The organism is Roseovarius sp. CH_XMU1461 (assembly GCF_037027165.1).
Lineage (GTDB): Bacteria > Pseudomonadota > Alphaproteobacteria > Rhodobacterales > Rhodobacteraceae > Roseovarius > Roseovarius nubinhibens.
The window spans coordinates 778,853-795,015 of record NZ_JAYMDV010000002.1; the positions used below are offsets into that span (position 1 = coordinate 778,853).

Consider the following 16,163-nt stretch of genomic DNA (forward strand, 5'->3'; position numbering starts at 1 on the left):
GGACAAGCACCATGACCTACCACCCCAAATCCGAATTCATATCGATCATGATAAGCCGCGGCTTTCTGGCCGATTGCACGGATTATCAAGGCCTCGACGAGGCGATGCAGGCCGGGGTGGTGCCGAGCTATATCGGCTATGATGCCACCGCGCAGTCGCTGCATGTGGGGCATCTTCTCAACATCATGATGCTGCGCTGGCTGCAAAAGTCGGGGCACAAGCCGATCACCCTGATGGGCGGCGGCACCACCAAGGTGGGCGATCCCTCCTTCCGCTCGGATGAGCGGCCGCTTTTGGGCCCGGAGCAGATCGACGCCAATATCCGGGGCATGGGCCAGGTGTTCTCGCGCTACCTCTCCTATGGCGAGGGCGAGACCGATGCCATCATGCTCAACAATGCGGAATGGCTCGATAGCCTCAACTACCTCGATTTCCTGCGCGACATCGGGCGACATTTCTCGGTCAACCGGATGCTGTCGTTCGAGAGCGTGAAATCGCGGCTCGACCGCGAGCAATCGCTGTCGTTTCTCGAGTTCAACTACATGATCCTGCAGGCCTATGACTTCCTCGAGCTGAACCGCCGCTATGGCTGTCTCTTGCAGATGGGCGGCTCGGATCAATGGGGCAATATCGTCAACGGCATCGACCTCACCCGCCGGGTGATCGACCATGAGGTCTATGGGCTCACCTCGCCGCTGCTGACCACCTCGGATGGCCGCAAGATGGGCAAATCCCAAGGCGGCGCGATCTGGCTCAATGGCGATATGCTCTCGCCCTATGAGTTCTGGCAGTTCTGGCGCAACACCACCGATGCCGACACCGGCCGCTTTCTCAAGCTCTACACCGAGCTGCCGGTCGAGGAATGCGACCGTCTCGGCGCGCTTGCGGGCTCGGAGATCAACGAGGCCAAGATCATCCTCGCCAATGAGGTGACGGCGCTTCGGCACGGGGCCGAGGCGGCGCAGGCGGCCCAAGACACCGCGCGCGAGGTCTTCGAGAAGGGCGGCGTCGGCGACGATCTGCCCACCGTGACGCTCAGCCCTGCCGAGATCGAGGGCGGCATCTCCGTGGTGCAGCTTCTGGTCAAGACCGGCCTCGCCAAATCCGGCAAAGAGGCCAAGCGTCTCATCTCCGAGAACGGCGCGCGGCTCGACGATGCGCCGCTGACCGACGCAGGCCTCATGCTCGATTCGGGGGCTTTCGCCGCCCCGATCAAGCTCAGCGCCGGCAAGAAACGCCACGCGCTGGTCAAGCTCGACAGCTAAGATACCCCCCCGGAAAGCCCATGTTTTCCGGGGGAGTCCACCCCGCCACCGCTGTCACACAACCTTCATCAAAACGTCACTTGCAGCTTGGGCGATATATCCATATTCGTTGATATATGGATAAATCAAACGCCCTCCTCGCCTTCGCCGCCCTGTCACAGCCGACCCGGCTCGATGTCTTCCGCCTGCTGATCAAGGCCGGCCCCGACGGCATGGCCGCAGGCCAGATCGCCCAGGCGCTCGAGGTCCGGCAGAACACCATGTCGGCCAATCTCTCGGTGCTGACCCAGGCCGGGCTGATCACCGCCACCCGCGAGGGGCGCTCGATCCGCTACGCGGCCCATCTCGACGGCATTCGCGGGCTGCTCGCCTTCCTCATGGAGGATTGCTGCGGCGGCGCACCCGAGGCCTGCCAACCCATTCTGGACACCATCGCCTGCCCTTGTTGATCGCATTTCAGGAGTGCCCCCATGGCCCAAGACATCAAGAACGTTCTGTTTCTCTGCACCGGCAATTCCGCCCGCTCGCTCATCGCCGAGGCGGTGATGAACCGCGAAGGGCTTGGCCGGTTCCGGGCCTTCTCTGCCGGGTCCGAGCCCAAGGACGCGCCGCATCCGCATACGATCGAGCTGCTGCAAAAGCTCAACCACGACACGTCGACCCTGCGCTCCAAGAGCTGGGATGAATTCGCGGGCCCCGACGCGCCGCATATGGATTTCGTCTTCACCGTCTGTGACAACGCCGCGAACGAGCCCTGCCCCTTCTGGCCGGGCCAGCCGATTAGCGCCCATTGGGGCCTGCCCGACCCGGCCGCCGTCACCGGCTCCGAGGCGGAAATCGGCCTCGCCTTCCTCGACACCTACCGCATGCTGCGCAACCGGATCTCGATCTTCGTCAACCTGCCGCTGAGCCAGCTCTCGGGCCTCGCGCTGCAGGAAAAACTCGACGACATCGGCCAAAACACTGACAAGAAAGACGCCTGACAATGACCGACATGACTGACACACAACCTGCCGCCATGGGCAGCTTTGAACGCTACCTCTCCGTCTGGGTGGCGCTCGCCATGGTGGGCGGCATCGCCCTTGGCGTGCTCGCCCCCGGCCTCGTCGGCGCGGTGGCCGCCGCCGAAGTGGCCTCGATCAATCTCGTGGTGGCGGTGCTGATCTGGGCCATGGTCTTTCCGATGATGGTCGGCGTCGATTTCGGCGCGGTGGCAGGCGTGGCGAAACAGCCGCGCGGCCTGTTGATCACCCTCGGGGTGAACTGGCTCATCAAACCCTTCACCATGGCCTTTCTGGCGGTGCTGTTCTTTGAATATATCTTCGCGCCCTGGATCGCGCCCGAGGATGCGGCGCAATATATCGCGGGCCTCATCCTGCTCGGGGCCGCGCCCTGTACCGCCATGGTCTTTGTCTGGTCGCAGCTCACCCGGGGCGACGCCACCTATACGCTGGTGCAGGTCTCGGTGAACGATCTCATCATGGTGGTGGCTTTCGCGCCCATCGTGGCGCTGCTGCTGGGCGTCACCGACATCGCCGTGCCATGGGAAACGCTGGTGCTGGCCACCGTGCTCTATGTGGTGCTGCCGCTGCTCGCCGGTCTGCTGACCCGCCGCCTGCTCGGCTCGCCCGATGCCATCGACGCCTTTAGCGCAAGGGTCAAACCCTGGTCGATCATCGGCCTCATAGCCACCGTAGTGATCCTCTTTGGCCTGCAGGGTCAGATCATCCTCGACCGGCCGCTGATCATCCTACTCATCGCGGTGCCGATCCTGATCCAGAGCTATGGCATCTTTGCCCTCGCCTATGGCGCCGCCTATGCGATGAAAGTGCCGCACCGGATCGCCGCCCCCTGCGCGATGATCGGCACCTCGAACTTCTTCGAACTGGCCGTCGCCGTCGCCATCAGCCTCTTTGGCCTGCATTCCGGCGCGGCGCTCGCGACCGTGGTCGGCGTGCTGGTCGAAGTGCCCGTCATGCTGTCGCTGGTGGCCTTCGCCAACCGCACCCGCAACAAATTTGCCCAAGGCTGAACACCATGAATATCGTTATCCATCACAACCCCGCCTGCGGCACCTCGCGCAATGTGCTGCAAATCATCCGCGACGCGGGCTATGAGCCGACGGTGATCGAATATCTCGACACCGGCTGGACCCGGCCACAGCTGCAGGCGCTCTTTGCCGCCGCCCATCTGACCCCGCGCGAGGCGCTGCGCGTCTCGAAATCGCCGGCCGAAGAGCTCGGTCTCACCGACGCTTCGGTGAGCGACGAGGCCATCCTCGACGCGATGCTCGAACACCCGGTGCTGGTCAACCGGCCGCTGGTGGCCTCGCCCAAGGGCGTGCGCCTCTGCCGCCCCTCCGAGACGGTGCTCGACCTGCTCGAGCTCTGGCCCGCCGGCCCCTATGCCAAGGAAGATGGCGAGCTGATCATCGACGCCGAGGGCAATCGCCTTGTCTGACGCCCAAGACCCCAAGACCCCGAACATCACCGAAGAGGCGTTCCATATCCCCGATATGGCGCGTCTCTTCCCCGCTGAGCGCCCGGCGCACAAGCCGCGCATCCTGCTGCTCTATGGCTCGCTGCGCGACCGGTCCTTCTCGCGCTTTGCCGCCGAAGAGGCCGCGCGCATCCTGACCCGGCTCGGCGCCGAGACGCGGATCTTCAACCCCTCCGGCCTGCCGCTGCCCGACGATGCCGAGGCCAGCCACCCCAAGGTGGCCGAGCTGCGCGATCTGGTCATGTGGTCGGAAGCGATGGTCTGGTCGACGCCCGAACGCCATGGCGCGATGACCGGGATCATGAAGACCCAGATCGACTGGATCCCCCTCGCCCCCATCGGCGGCGTGCGCCCGACCCAGGGCAAGACCTTGGCGGTGATGCAGGTCTGCGGCGGCTCGCAGAGCTTTAACGCGGTCAATCAGCTCCGCATCCTGGGGCGCTGGATGCGGCTTCTGACCATCCCGAACCAATCCTCCGTGGCCAAGGCCTGGGACGAGTTCGACGAGGACGGCCGGATGAAGCCCGGCCCCTATTACAATCGCATCGTCGATGTGATGGAGGAGCTGATGAAATTCACCCTGCTCACCCGCGGTCAGTCAGCCTATCTGACCGACCGCTATTCCGAGCGCGTCGAGAGCCGCGAAGAGCTGTCGAAACGGGTGAACCTGTCGAAGGCTGTCAAAGACTAGCCGACATGCTGGTGCGAAAAGATGTGATGCACGATGTCCTCGCGCCGCAGATTGCGCGCGGCCAGCTGCTCATCGCTCATTTGCACCAGCTCCTGAAGCTCCTGCAGGCGATAGCTGTGCTCGCCGAAGGAAAAGAAGATATGCACCAGCGACTCGCGCGTCTTGCGCAGGGTCGTCAGCAGCCCGGCAAAGAAATCGGGCGCCGTCGGGTGTTGTTGTGTCGTATATGCCATTGGAGATCACCTCTCGTTATGTGAACTCCTCCCTCTGCTCTTTGATCTATGCTGCCCTGCAGCATTGGCCAAGCGCCAAGGGATGATTTTCCGTGTGACGTGGCGGCATGCCCAATTTTTGGGCAGCCATGCCTTTCATCCGCCGAATTTCACGCAGACCCAAAAGGAAATCTTGCAAAGATTTCCCCCCGCAGTCTTTCCAAGACTGCGCCCCGCGGTTCCGAAAATTCCCTGATTTTGCGGACAGTCGCGATACGGTCGTTTTACCGACGTGTTACCGACCCTGCCTTATTTCGCTCTCAGACCCTAGCCCCGCCGCGCCGCCAACGCATCATTGAGCAGCTCGCGCACCGCCTCGCGCGGCACATCCGAGGTCACAAACGCCTCGCCAATGCCCCGCGCCAGAATAAAGCGCAACTGCCCGTCGAGGACTTTCTTATCCTGCGCCATCAGCTCGAGCAGCGCATCGGCATCCGGCAAATCCCCTTCAATATCAGAGAGATCGACCTTCATGTTCATCTCGCGCAGATGGGCCCGCACCCGGCTCGGGTCTTCCTGCGAACACAGCCCCAGCCTGGCTGACAGCTCAAACGCCAAGGCACAGCCCACCGCCACACCCTCGCCATGCAAGAGCCGCTGCGAATAGCCCGTCGCCGCCTCCAACGCATGACAAAACGTATGCCCGAGATTGAGCAACGCCCGATCCCCTTGCTCCGTCTCATCGCGCACCACAATATCCGCTTTCATCTGCACCGAATGGGTCACCAACCGGATGCGCGCCGCCATGTCGCCACCTGCAGAACGGGCGCCATATGTCTCCAACCATTGGAAAAAATCGGCGTCTCCCAACAGGCCGTATTTCACCACCTCGCCGTAACCCGCCAGATAATCACGCGGTTTCAGCGTGCCCAGAACACCGATATCGGCGAGCACCAGGCTCGGCTGATGAAAGGCCCCGACAAGGTTCTTGCCCCGCGGCGAATTGATCCCCGTCTTGCCCCCCACCGAGCTGTCAACCTGCGCCAAAAGGCTCGTCGGTAGCTGCACAAACCGCACGCCCCGCCGCAGGATCGCCGCGGCAAAGCCCACCAGATCGCCGATCACCCCACCGCCCAGCGCGATAACCACATCACGTCGCTCGATTTTTTCCGCAAGCAGCCATTCCACCACGCGTTCCAGCTCGGCCCAGCATTTGGTCGCCTCGCCCGGCGGCAGGGTCAGCACCGACAGGCTGATCCTCGCCTCCGCCAGCCCCGCGCGCAGCGTCTCCAGATGCAGCGCGGCCACCGTCTCGTCACTGACCACCGCCACATGTTTGCGCCCCGAAATCAGCGGCGCAATCCGCGCCCCCGCCTCGGCCAACAGACCGTCGCCCACAACCACATCATAGGCCCGGTCCCCGAGCGGGACATGCACCGTTTCGCTCATGTGTTTTTCTCCAGAACATCCGCCCGCGCCAAAAGCGCCTCGACCACATGACCGGCCATCGCGTCGATGCTGTATTCGGCCAGCGAGCGCACCGCCAGATCGGCCTTGCGATAGCTCGGCACCCGCGCCTCGTAAAGCGTCTTCAATGTCTCGCGCGGATTAGCTGTGCGCAGCAAGGGTCTGGTATTCTTATGCTTGACCCGACTCCACAGGAGATCGAGATCTGCATCTAGCCACACAGAAATCCCCTTTTGCGAAATGATCTGCCGGTTACGCTCCGACAGAAACGCCCCGCCGCCAGTGCTCAGAATGCCGCGCTGATTTTCCAGCAGACGGTCGATCACCTCGGTCTCGCGGTCGCGGAAAAACGCCTCGCCATCGCGCTCGAAAATCTCGGCGATGCTCATCGTGGCGGCGGCTTCGATCTCGGCATCGGAATCGAGAAAAGGCACCCCGAGACGCGTCGCCAAGGCCCGGCCCACGGCCGTTTTCCCGGCCCCCATCATGCCCACCATGACCACCGTCTTTTTAAGGTTCCACTCGCCCGCGCCCGGCACGCTCGGCACTCCCCCGCCAATCGTTTGCATTTTGCCTTCAATGACGTGATCTTAGCCAAAAGGCCATATATAAAGTGGTCAAAACCCATACACAGGCAGGCAGGCAAATCGTGGGACGACTTCTCAAATGGCTTTTTTATCTGGTGATTTTGGCGTTTATCGCCCTGGTTGCATATGCATATCTCGGCCCCTTCTTCGGGGCGGATTTTTCGCCGCCGCGACAAGAGATTCGGCAGGAAATCATTCTTGAAGGCAATTAGACCTCTCTGCGTGGCGCTCATGGCCCTGACCGGGCAGGTTTCCGCTCAGGATCAACCGCTTTCCGCCATCGGCTGGCTCAATGAAACGAGCCGCGTGCCGGTCGCCCGCCCCGTGGTCCCGCCAAGCCCCGAGGCCCCGGTGGCCCAGGGCGTGACCCTCCCCGAAGTGACCGTGATGCCGCTCGGCGGTACGCGCCGCGATGCGGTTGGCCTCTTGCCGCCCGATGTCACCGGCCTGCCGGTGTCGCTCTGGATCGCGAGCCGCGAGGCCGATCTCGAAACGCTGTGGGAGCGTACCACGGCCGAACCCATGCCCGCCGTTCAGGCGCTTTACTACACGCTCTTGCTGGCCGAGGCCGAACCGCCGAGCGGCGATGACGGCGCGTTTTTGGCGACCCGGGTGCGTGCTTTGATGCGTTTCGGCGCGATTGAGCCCGCCCATGCCATGCTCGAACGCGCCGGGCCCGACACCTCAGAGCTCTTTCCGCTCTGGTTCGACCTGTCGCTCCTGACCGGGGATGAGGCCAAGCCCTGCGAGGCCCTCAACAAGACCCCCGCGCTGATGAAATCCTACGCGGCGCAGATCTTCTGCCACGCGCGCGCGGGCGACTGGTCCACCGCCGCGCTGCTCTATGACAGCGCCGCGCCGCTCGGCCTGCTGAGCAAGATCGAGGCGCATCTTCTGGCGCAATATCTCGATCCCGAGATGGTAGATGACAGCACCACACTGGCGCCGCCCTCCTCGCCCGATCCGTTGATCTTTAGCCTTTACGAGGCCGCAGGCGCACCGCTGCCGACCCGGTCGCTGCCGCGCCTCTTCGCCACCGCCGATCTGCGCAACACCGCCGGCTGGAAGGCCGAGATCGAAGCCGCCGAACGGCTGACCCGCACCGGGGCGCTCACCGAAAACCGCCTGCTCGGCCTTTACACCGACCGCCGCCCGGCGGCCTCGGGCGGCATCTGGGACCGGGTCTCGGCGGTGCAGAAATTCGACGCGGCCCTGACCAATGGCAGCGCCGAAGAGATCAGTGCCACCCTGCCCAGCGTCTGGGCGCATATGGGACGTGTCGGGCTGCAGGTGCCCTTTGCCCAGCTCTACGGCCAGTCCCTCGCCCGCCGCGATCTGACGGGCCAGACGGCCGAGCTTGCCTGGCGCATCCGTCTTCTGTCCTCCGCCTATGAAAGCGCCGCCAAGACGCCGCCCGAGGGGGCCGACCGGTTCCTCGCGGCGCTCGCGCTCGGCACACCCACCAGTGACCTCGCCACGACCCAGCTCGAACAGAGCATTGCCGAGGCCTTCGCCAGCACCGGCGCCGCCCATCGCCACGAGGCCCATCTGCGCGAGGGCAAGCTCGGCGAGGCTATCTTGCGCGCCGCCATCCTGCTCGACCGGTCGGGCCCTGAGGATTACGACGAAATCCGCGACGCGCTCGCCACGCTGCGCGCCGTCGGGCTCGAGGACACGGCTCGGCGCGCGGCGCTGCAGCGGCTCATCCTGGGACAATCGCGATGAGCGACCAGCGCTGGATCGCGCTCTTTCTGGACGCGCAGGCGGCCGAAATGGGGGCCGCGAAAAACACGCTCATGGCCTATGCGCGTGACCTGAGTGACTTCTCGCAATGGGTTGAAAATAAATCCCTTTCTCTCGCCACCCTGCAGCAATCCGATGTCGAGGCCTATCTCGTCCATTGCGACGCGCAAGGGCTTGCGCAATCGACCCGTGCGCGGCGTCTTTCGGCGGTGAAACAGCTCTATCGCTTTGCCTTTGACGAACGGCTGCGCGGCGACAACCCGGCGCTGCGGATCAAGGGACCGGGCCGCAGCGGACGCCTGCCAAAGACGCTGAGCGAGGCCGAGGTCGACGGGCTCTTGCAGGCCGCGCGCAGCCACGGCCGCGGCCCCGCCGACCGGCTCCGCAACACCTGTTTGATGGAGCTGCTCTACGCCACCGGGCTGCGCGTGACAGAGCTTGTCTCGCTGCCCGTGGCCGCCACGCGCGGCAATCCGGAACTGCTCATGGTGCGCGGCAAGGGCGGCAAGGAACGGATGGTGCCGCTGTCGCCGCCCGCGCAGGTGGCGCTGCGCGGCTGGCTCGCCCACCGCGACGCCATGGAAGAGGCTGCCCGGCAAAAGGGCCTGCCCGCCTCGCCCTTTCTCTTTCCCTCGCGCAGCAAGGACGGGCATCTGACCCGGCATCGCTTTTACCTGCTGATCAAGGATCTCGCGGTGGCCGCGGGCGTCAGCCCCTCCAAGGTGACGCCGCACACACTGCGCCATGCCTTTGCCACGCATCTTTTGGCCAATGGCGCGGACCTGAGGGCGATCCAGACGCTGCTCGGCCATGCCGATGTGGCGACGACGGAAATCTACACCCATGTGCTTGAAGAGCGGCTCAAATCGCTGGTCATGACCCATCATCCGCTGGCCGATGCCGCCGATCGCGGCAAAGGTTAGCGCATCACTGACGGCATTGCCCGTAACCTCCCCCTTGATCGCAGGGGCCGCAGAACCCATAAACCTGCCAACCACTTGATCTTTAACTCAGGGACATATGCCCCGTGACGCTCGACACCGCCTTCTGGCTGACCGCCGCCGCCATCCTCGCGCTTTTGGTGCTTTCCGGGTTCTTCTCGGGAAGTGAGACCGCGCTCACCGCCGCCTCGCGCGGCAAGCTCAAGACCCGCGCCGAGAAAGGCGACAGCGGGTCCCAACGCGCGCTCGAGATCACGGAAGACAATGAGCGGCTGATCGGCTCGGTGTTGCTCGGCAACAACCTGGTGAACATTCTCGCCACCTCGCTCGCCACCGCGCTCTTTACCCGGCTCTTTGGCGAAAGCGGCGTGGCGCTGGCGACGCTGGTGATGACGCTCTTGGTGCTGGTCTTTGCCGAGGTGCTGCCCAAGACCTATGCGATCACCAATGCCGAGGCCGCCGCCAGCCGCGCCGCGCCTGCCATCACTATCGTGATCCGGGTGTTTTCGCCGGTGGTGACGGCGGTGCGGTTCTTCGTGCGCGCGGTGCTGCGGCTCTTTGGCGTGCAGACCGACCCCGACAGCCATATCCTCGCGGTGCGCGAAGAAATTGCCGGCGCGCTCTATCTCGGCCACTCCGAAGGCGTGGTCGAGAAAGAAGACCGCGACCGCATCCTCGGCGCGCTCGATCTCGGAGACCGCGCGGTCGAAGAGATCATGCTCCACCGCAGCCAGATCGAGATGATCAACGCCGATGCCAACCCGCAGGCCATTCTCGAACAATGTCTCAAGAGCAGCCACACCCGCCTGCCGATCTACCGCGAGGATCCCGACAATATCGTCGGCGTCGTCCACGCCAAGGACCTGCTGCGCGCCATGTACAAACAGGCGCAGAACGGCGGTGCCATGGATGAGGCGCTCGCCGGGTTCGAGATCACCGATGTGGCCAAAGAGCCCTATTTCGTCCCCGAAACCACCACGCTCGACGACCAGATGCGGCAATTCCTGCGGATGCGCAGCCATTTCGCGCTGGTGGTGGATGAATATGGCACGTTGCAGGGGCTGATCACGCTCGAGGATATTCTCGAAGAGATCGTCGGCGAGATCACCGACGAGTTCGACAAGGAAGAGGATGAGATGATCCTGCGTAGCGAGGACAATTCGCTCATCGTCGAAGGCGCCATGACCATCCGCGACCTCAACCGCGCGACCGATTGGTCGCTGCCCGATGACGCCGCCAATACCGTGGCCGGTCTCGTCATCCACGAGGCGCAGATGATCCCTAAGGAAAAGCAGGTGTTCATTTTCCACGGCTTCCGCTTCGAAGTGCTCGAACGGCAGGACAATCGCCTGACCCGGCTGAAGATCCGCAAACTCGGCTAGGGCCGCGCCCTGTGGCGCCGGTGGAGTTTTGGGTATTTTGAACCAGAAAGAGGCCAAAGAAGAGGCCCTACAGAGAGCCTGTAGAGCCTCGTAAAGAGAGGCGCGCGCCGGGAGAGGAGCGCGCGCCTTGATGCGGGCCGGTCGTCAGGCCCTGAGCCGCTTGCCCTCGGGATCAAAGGGCGGCTCGTGCAGGATCACGGCCTTGTGCGGCTGTCCGAGGATCATCACATCGACGGCATCGCCCGGAGCGGCTGTGCCCGCCTTCACATAGCCAAGCGCGAGGCTCATCCCCACCGAATAGCCATAGGTGCCCGAGGTCACGCGCCCGATCCCCTTGCCATCGCGGAAGATCGGCTCGCCGCCGGTGGCGTCGGCATTCGATGCGGTCACTGCTGCCTCGTCGACATGGATCAAGACCAGCTGTTCGCGCTCGGGCTCGGCCAGAGCTTTTTCAGCGGCGGCCTTGTGCAGGAAGTCCTTGTCCATCTTGCACAGCGCCGCGAGGCCCACTTCGTGCGGGTAATATTCGGGGCTGTATTCGCGGCTCCAGGAGCCATAGCCCTTTTCCACCCGCATCGACATCAGCGCCCGCGCGCCCACCGGCCCGGCTCCGAACTCTTTGCCCGCCTCGAGAAGCGCGGCATAGAGTTTCGCCTGATCCTCGGTCTTGCAGTGCAGCTCCCACCCAAGATCGCCGGTAAAGCTCACCCGGAGGGCGAGACATTCGACGCCGCCCAGCTCGATCACTTTCGAGCGCATGAAGGGGAAATCCTCGGTCGCGAGCGAGGCATTGGTGAGCCGCTGCAACATGTCGCGCGATTTCGGCCCGGCCACGTTAAAGCCGCACATCGCCTCGGTGTGGCTCTCGAAGGTCGTGCCCTCGGGCAGCGGCACCATGTCGAAGAACCGCTTGTGATAGCGTTCCGCCATGCCCGACGACACGATCCAGAACTCATCCTCGGCGGTGCGCGTCACCGTGGCGTCGCCCGCAATGCCGCCGCGCACCGAGATGAGCGGTGTCAGGCAAGAGCGACCGATGGATTTCGGCATCTTGTTGGCAAAGACGCTGTTGAGCCAGTCCTCGGCCCCCGGCCCTTTGCAGCGGTATTTGGCAAAGTTGGAAATGTCGATGATGCCGGCGCGTTCGCGCAGCATCCGGCACTCCTCGCCCACCGGCCCCCACCAGTTCTGACGGGTGAAGCCATTGGTGTCCTTTGCGCCTTTTTCGCCCGCGAACCATTGCGGATGCTCCCAGCCATAGTTGAGGCCAAAGACCGCGCCCATGTCCTTTTGCATCTCATAGGCCGGACGGGTGCGCAGCGGACGGCCCGCGGCCCGTTCCTCGTTCGGGTAATGGATGGCGAACCGGTGCGAATAGACATCCTCGACCTTGGCCTTGACGAATTTGCGGTCATTGGCCCAAAGACCGAACCGCGCCACGTCCCAGGGGAACATGTCGTATTTCATCTCGCCTTCGATCATCCATTGCGCACACATGAGGCCCATGCCCGCCGATTGGCTAAAGCCGGGGATGATGCCGCCGCACATGAAGTAATTCTTGAGCTCCGGCACCGGGCCGAGGATCACGTTGCTGTCGGGCGACCAGATCATCGGGCCGTTGATCACCCGTTTGACGCCTGCTTCGGCGGCCACCGGCACCCGGTCCATGGCGCGCATCACGTTTTCCATGATCCGGTCGAGATCATCGGCAAAGAGATCATGGGCGAAATCGAGCGGCGTGCCGTTCTCGGCCCAGAAGCGCATGTCTTTCTCATAGGCACCGATCAGCAGGCCCTTGCCCTCCTGACGCAGGTAATATTCGCCATCGCGGTCGGCCACAGAGGGCAGACGGCGGTCCATCGCGTCGATCTCGGCGATGGTTTCGGTGACGAAATACTGATGCTCGGTCGGCTGCAGCGGCACTTCGATCCCGGCCAGCGCGGCCACTTCGCGGCCCCAAAGACCCGCGGCGTTGATCACCCATTCGGTGTGGATGTCGCCCTTGGGCGTGCGCACGATCCAGCTGCCATCGGGCTGTTGGTCGGTGCCGGTCACCGGGGTAAAACGATGGATTTCCGCGCCGCGTTGCCGTGCGCCCACCGCATAGGCATTGGTCACGCCCGAGGGGTCGACATTGCCGCCATCGGGTTCCCACATGATGCAGCGGATGCCGTCGAAATTGACCAGCGGGTGCAGCCGTTCGGCCTCGTCGCGGCTCACCTCGTGGAAATTCATGCCATAGAGCTTGGCCTTGGCGGCCTGCAGGCGCAGCTGATGTTCACGCGCCTCGGTCTGCGCGAGATAGAGCGAGCCGGGCTGAAACACGCCACAGCTCTGGCCGGTTTCGGCCTCCAGCTCATTGTAGAGGGTCATCGTGTAATGCTGCAGGCGGCTGATGTTGGCGCTGTCATGCAGCCCGTGGATATTGGCCGCCGCATGCCAGGTCGACCCGGATGTGAGCTCATCGCGCTCGAGCAGCATCACATCCGTCCAGCCAAGCTTGGTCAGGTGATACAGGATCGAGCAGCCGATGACGCCGCCGCCGATCACTACTGCTTTTGCATGGGTCTTCATGGTGTGTCCTCACTGGTCCATTCTGGGCGCAGATTGCGTATTTCACCCCGGCGCTATTGCCGTTTTTCGCCATGCTGCGTCGCAGGCCGACAATTCCAAAGCGCAAAGAAACATCGCCGTGCTGCCTCGGGCCATTTTTCGCACTCCGGTATGATTTTGGATCAGTCATCCCATCGGATTGCACCCCAATCTAAACCAATCCCTGAACCAAAGCGGCGCAGCCGCCCGAATCCCTTTTCGCGCCCTTTCCGCCGCCCTCACCGCTTTTCACTCACTTTTTCAGGCATCGGCCATTTGCGACCAACCCTGTCGCATTCAAGCGGTCATCGCCCGTGGTTCTCGGCAGGTTGGCGGCAAAGCATCACAGGAGTCTTGCCATGAAAACCACCACGCGGGTTGCCGTCATTGGCGGCGGTGTCGTCGGATGTTCCGTTCTCTATCACCTGACGAAACTCGGCTGGTCGGATGTGATGCTAATCGAGCGGTCCGAACTCACCTCGGGCAGCACATGGCACGCCGCGGGCGGGTTTCACACGCTCAATGGCGACACCAACATGGCGGCCCTGCAGGGCTATACGATCCGGCTCTATAAAGAGCTCGAAGAGATCACCGGCATGTCCTGTGGCCTGCACCATGTGGGCGGCGTGACGCTCGCCGACAATCGCGACCGGTTCGACATGCTCCTCGCGGAACGGGCCAAGCATCGCTACATGGGGCTCGAGACCGAAATCGTCGGCCCCGAAGAGATCCGCAAGATCGCCCCCATCACCAATACCGACGGCATCATCGGGGCGCTCTATGACCCGCTCGACGGGCATCTCGACCCCTCCGGCACCACCCATGCCTATGCCAAGGCGGCCCGGATGGGCGGCGCCACGATCGAGACCCATTGCAAGGTGATCGAGACCAATCAGCGCCCCGATGGCACCTGGGATGTGGTCACCGAAAAGGGCACGATCCACGCCGAACATATCGTCAACGCGGGCGGTCTCTGGGCGCGCGAAGTGGGGGCGATGGCCGGGGTCTACCTGCCGCTGCACCCGATGGAGCACCAGTATATCGTCACCGACGAGATCGCCGAGATCTATGAGCGCGAGAGCGAACACCCGCATGTGATGGACCCGGCCGGCGAAAGCTATCTGCGCCAGGAGGGTCGCGGCCTCTGCATCGGTTTCTATGAACAGCCCTGCAAACCCTGGGCCGTCGATGGCACGCCATGGGATTTCGGCCATGAGCTTTTGCCCGACGATCTCGACAAGATCGAGGACAGCATCGCCTTTGCCTACAAGCGTTTTCCCGTACTGGAAACCGCCGGGGTCAAGACGGTGATCCACGGTCCCTTCACCTTTGCCCCCGATGGCAACCCGCTGGTCGGTCCGGTGCCGGGGATGCGCAACTACTGGTCGGCCTGCGGCGTTATGGCCGGGTTCAGCCAAGGCGGCGGCGTCGGTCTCATGCTGGCGCAATGGATGATCGAGGGCGAATGCGAACGCGATGTGACGGCGATGGACGTGGCGCGCTTTGGCGATTGGATCACCCCGGGCTACACCCGTCCCAAGGTGATCGAGAACTACCAGAAACGCTTCTCCGTCTCCTACCCGAACGAAGAACTGCCCGCCGCGCGCCCCTTCCGCCAGACGCCGATGTATGACGTGTTCGACGGCATGGGCGCGGTCTGGGGGCAGCAGTTCGGCCTCGAAGTGGTCAATTACTTCGCCGAAGGCGACGAGCCGCGCTATGAAACCCCCTCCTTCCGCCGCTCCAACGCCTTTGACGCCACCGCGCGCGAGGTCCGCGCCGTGCGCGAGGCGGTGGGCATCAACGAGGTGCATAACTTCGGCAAATATCTGGTGACCGGCGCCGGGGCGCGCGACTGGCTCAACCGGATCATGGCGGGGCGCATCCCGAAACCGGGGCGGCTCTCGCTCACGCCGATGCTGTCGCCCGCCGGACGGCTGATTGGCGATTTCACCGTCTCCTGCCTCTCCGACGAGGCGTTTCAGCTCACCGCCTCCTATGGGGCGCAGGCCGTCCATATGCGCTGGTTCCAGCGGCATGAGGCCGAGGGCGTCACCGTCGAAAACATCTCCGACCGGCTCAACGGCTTCCAGATTGCCGGTCCCAAGGCCCGTGATGTGCTGATGGCGGTGAGCCGCGACAGCCTGGGCGACATGCGCTTCATGGATCTGCGCCACGCGACCATCGGCATGGTCGATTGCCTCGTGCAACGGGTGAGCTATACCGGCGATCTCGGCTATGAAATCTACTGCGATCCGATGGCGCAGCGGGCGCTTTGGGACACGCTCTGGCAGGCTGGCCAGCCGCATGGCATGCGCCCCTTCGGGATGCGGGCGATGATGTCGCTGCGGCTCGACAAATTCTTCGGCTCCTGGCTCAGTGAGTTTTCGCCCGATTACACCCCCGGCGAAACCGGCATGGACCGCTTTATCCAATGGCAGAAACCCGAGGCCTTCATCGGCCGCGACGCGGCGCTGGCCGAACGCGATGCCGGGGCCGACCGCGCGCTCGTCGCCTTCGAGGTCGAGGCCGAGGATGCCGACGCCAACGGCTACGAACCGGTCTGGATCGACGGCAGCGTGCAGGGGTTCTGCACCTCGGGCGGCTATTCGCACCATGCGGGCAAATCCATCGCGCTGGCGCTGATCCCTGCCAATCGCGCCGAAGAGGGGCTCGCGGTCGAGATCGAGATCCTGGGCAAGATGTGCCCGGCCCGGCTCATCACCACGCCGCTCTTTGATGCCGATGGCGCCCGGATGCGCGGCTAGGGCTTGCCCTGACGCG

The 16,163-nt window shown here is 63.8% G+C and carries 15 protein-coding genes; 11 read left to right on the top strand and 4 right to left on the bottom strand.

Going from position 1 to position 16,163, the window contains the following annotated elements; genetic code table 11:
• The first annotated feature begins 11 nt into the window (after positions 1–11).
• The 6 genes from tyrS (at position 12) to arsH (ending at position 4,455) form a co-directional block, all read left to right on the top strand.
• Positions 12–1,265: a tyrosine--tRNA ligase gene (gene tyrS / locus WA237_RS09080; RefSeq protein WP_336097429.1), complete on the top strand. Its 1,254-nt coding sequence runs from the start codon at positions 12–14 to the stop codon at positions 1,263–1,265.
• A gap of 116 nt (positions 1,266–1,381) precedes the next feature.
• Positions 1,382–1,714, top strand: coding sequence for an ArsR/SmtB family transcription factor (locus tag WA237_RS09085; RefSeq protein WP_009814936.1), 333 nt, complete (start codon positions 1,382–1,384; stop codon positions 1,712–1,714).
• A gap of 21 nt (positions 1,715–1,735) precedes the next feature.
• On the top strand, positions 1,736–2,248 hold the full coding sequence (locus WA237_RS09090; RefSeq protein ID WP_009814935.1) for an arsenate reductase ArsC: 513 nt from the start codon (positions 1,736–1,738) through the stop codon (positions 2,246–2,248).
• A 2-nt stretch (positions 2,249–2,250) separates the two neighbouring features.
• Positions 2,251–3,297 (top strand): ACR3 family arsenite efflux transporter, encoded by a 1,047-nt coding sequence (arsB, locus tag WA237_RS09095; protein ID WP_336097430.1) that lies wholly within the window; start codon positions 2,251–2,253, stop codon positions 3,295–3,297.
• Positions 3,298–3,302: 5 nt separating this feature from the next.
• Positions 3,303–3,725: an arsenate reductase (glutaredoxin) gene (arsC, locus tag WA237_RS09100; protein ID WP_336097431.1), complete on the top strand. Its 423-nt coding sequence runs from the start codon at positions 3,303–3,305 to the stop codon at positions 3,723–3,725.
• Positions 3,718–4,455, top strand: a complete 738-nt coding sequence (gene arsH, locus WA237_RS09105) for an arsenical resistance protein ArsH (RefSeq protein ID WP_009814932.1) — start codon at positions 3,718–3,720, stop codon at positions 4,453–4,455. Before arsC ends, arsH begins: the two co-directional genes overlap by 8 nt.
• Here arsH and WA237_RS09110 read toward each other — a convergent pair.
• The 3 genes from WA237_RS09110 to WA237_RS09120 form a co-directional block, all read right to left on the bottom strand.
• Positions 4,452–4,688, bottom strand: coding sequence for a hypothetical protein (locus tag WA237_RS09110; protein WP_009814931.1), 237 nt, complete (start codon positions 4,686–4,688; stop codon positions 4,452–4,454). The genes arsH and WA237_RS09110 overlap by 4 nt on opposite strands.
• Positions 4,689–4,994: 306 nt before the next feature.
• Complete coding sequence (gene aroB, locus WA237_RS09115) at positions 4,995–6,116, bottom strand: 3-dehydroquinate synthase (RefSeq protein WP_336097433.1); 1,122 nt, start codon at positions 6,114–6,116, stop codon at positions 4,995–4,997.
• Positions 6,113–6,703, bottom strand: a complete 591-nt coding sequence (locus tag WA237_RS09120) for a shikimate kinase (protein WP_336097435.1) — start codon at positions 6,701–6,703, stop codon at positions 6,113–6,115. The genes aroB and WA237_RS09120 overlap by 4 nt, the downstream gene beginning before the upstream one ends.
• Before the next feature lie 80 nt (positions 6,704–6,783).
• Between WA237_RS09120 and WA237_RS09125 the strand changes: the two genes are divergently transcribed.
• The 4 genes from WA237_RS09125 (at position 6,784) to WA237_RS09140 (ending at position 10,787) form a co-directional block, all read left to right on the top strand.
• Entirely contained in the window at positions 6,784–6,933 is a 150-nt protein-coding gene (locus tag WA237_RS09125) for a hypothetical protein (RefSeq protein WP_336097436.1), read from the top strand.
• Positions 6,920–8,446: a hypothetical protein gene (locus tag WA237_RS09130; RefSeq protein ID WP_336097437.1), complete on the top strand. Its 1,527-nt coding sequence runs from the start codon at positions 6,920–6,922 to the stop codon at positions 8,444–8,446. The genes WA237_RS09125 and WA237_RS09130 overlap by 14 nt, the downstream gene beginning before the upstream one ends.
• Positions 8,443–9,387, top strand: a complete 945-nt coding sequence (locus tag WA237_RS09135; RefSeq protein ID WP_336097438.1) for a site-specific tyrosine recombinase XerD — start codon at positions 8,443–8,445, stop codon at positions 9,385–9,387. The genes WA237_RS09130 and WA237_RS09135 overlap by 4 nt, the downstream gene beginning before the upstream one ends.
• A gap of 104 nt (positions 9,388–9,491) precedes the next feature.
• A complete protein-coding gene (locus WA237_RS09140) occupies positions 9,492–10,787 on the top strand; it encodes an HlyC/CorC family transporter (RefSeq protein ID WP_009814925.1) in 1,296 nt (431 codons plus the stop codon).
• A gap of 144 nt (positions 10,788–10,931) precedes the next feature.
• On the opposite strand, the gene WA237_RS09145 is transcribed toward WA237_RS09140, so the two are convergent.
• On the bottom strand, positions 10,932–13,361 hold the full coding sequence (locus WA237_RS09145; RefSeq protein WP_216017284.1) for a GcvT family protein: 2,430 nt from the start codon (positions 13,359–13,361) through the stop codon (positions 10,932–10,934).
• Positions 13,362–13,738: 377 nt separating this feature from the next.
• Here WA237_RS09145 and WA237_RS09150 point away from each other — a divergent pair, with 377 nt between their 5' ends.
• Complete coding sequence (locus WA237_RS09150; RefSeq protein WP_336097440.1) at positions 13,739–16,147, top strand: GcvT family protein; 2,409 nt, start codon at positions 13,739–13,741, stop codon at positions 16,145–16,147.
• Positions 16,148–16,163 lie beyond the last annotated feature (16 nt).

What these genes read in the sequence shown, in the direction of transcription:
- WA237_RS09110 (WP_009814931.1), bottom strand. Translation starts at nt 4,688, where the DNA reads ATGGCATATACGACACAACAACACCCGACGGCGCCCGATTTCTTTGCC.
- arsC (WP_336097431.1), top strand. Translation starts at nt 3,303, where the DNA reads ATGAATATCGTTATCCATCACAACCCCGCCTGCGGCACCTCGCGCAAT.
- WA237_RS09085 (WP_009814936.1), top strand. Translation starts at nt 1,382, where the DNA reads ATGGATAAATCAAACGCCCTCCTCGCCTTCGCCGCCCTGTCACAGCCG.
- WA237_RS09135 (WP_336097438.1), top strand. Translation starts at nt 8,443, where the DNA reads ATGAGCGACCAGCGCTGGATCGCGCTCTTTCTGGACGCGCAGGCGGCC.
- WA237_RS09150 (WP_336097440.1), top strand. Translation starts at nt 13,739, where the DNA reads ATGAAAACCACCACGCGGGTTGCCGTCATTGGCGGCGGTGTCGTCGGA.
- WA237_RS09120 (WP_336097435.1), bottom strand. Translation starts at nt 6,703, where the DNA reads ATGCAAACGATTGGCGGGGGAGTGCCGAGCGTGCCGGGCGCGGGCGAG.
- WA237_RS09145 (WP_216017284.1), bottom strand. Translation starts at nt 13,361, where the DNA reads ATGAAGACCCATGCAAAAGCAGTAGTGATCGGCGGCGGCGTCATCGGC.
- aroB (WP_336097433.1), bottom strand. Translation starts at nt 6,116, where the DNA reads ATGAGCGAAACGGTGCATGTCCCGCTCGGGGACCGGGCCTATGATGTG.
- arsB (WP_336097430.1), top strand. Translation starts at nt 2,251, where the DNA reads ATGACCGACATGACTGACACACAACCTGCCGCCATGGGCAGCTTTGAA.
- tyrS (WP_336097429.1), top strand. Translation starts at nt 12, where the DNA reads ATGACCTACCACCCCAAATCCGAATTCATATCGATCATGATAAGCCGC.
- WA237_RS09090 (WP_009814935.1), top strand. Translation starts at nt 1,736, where the DNA reads ATGGCCCAAGACATCAAGAACGTTCTGTTTCTCTGCACCGGCAATTCC.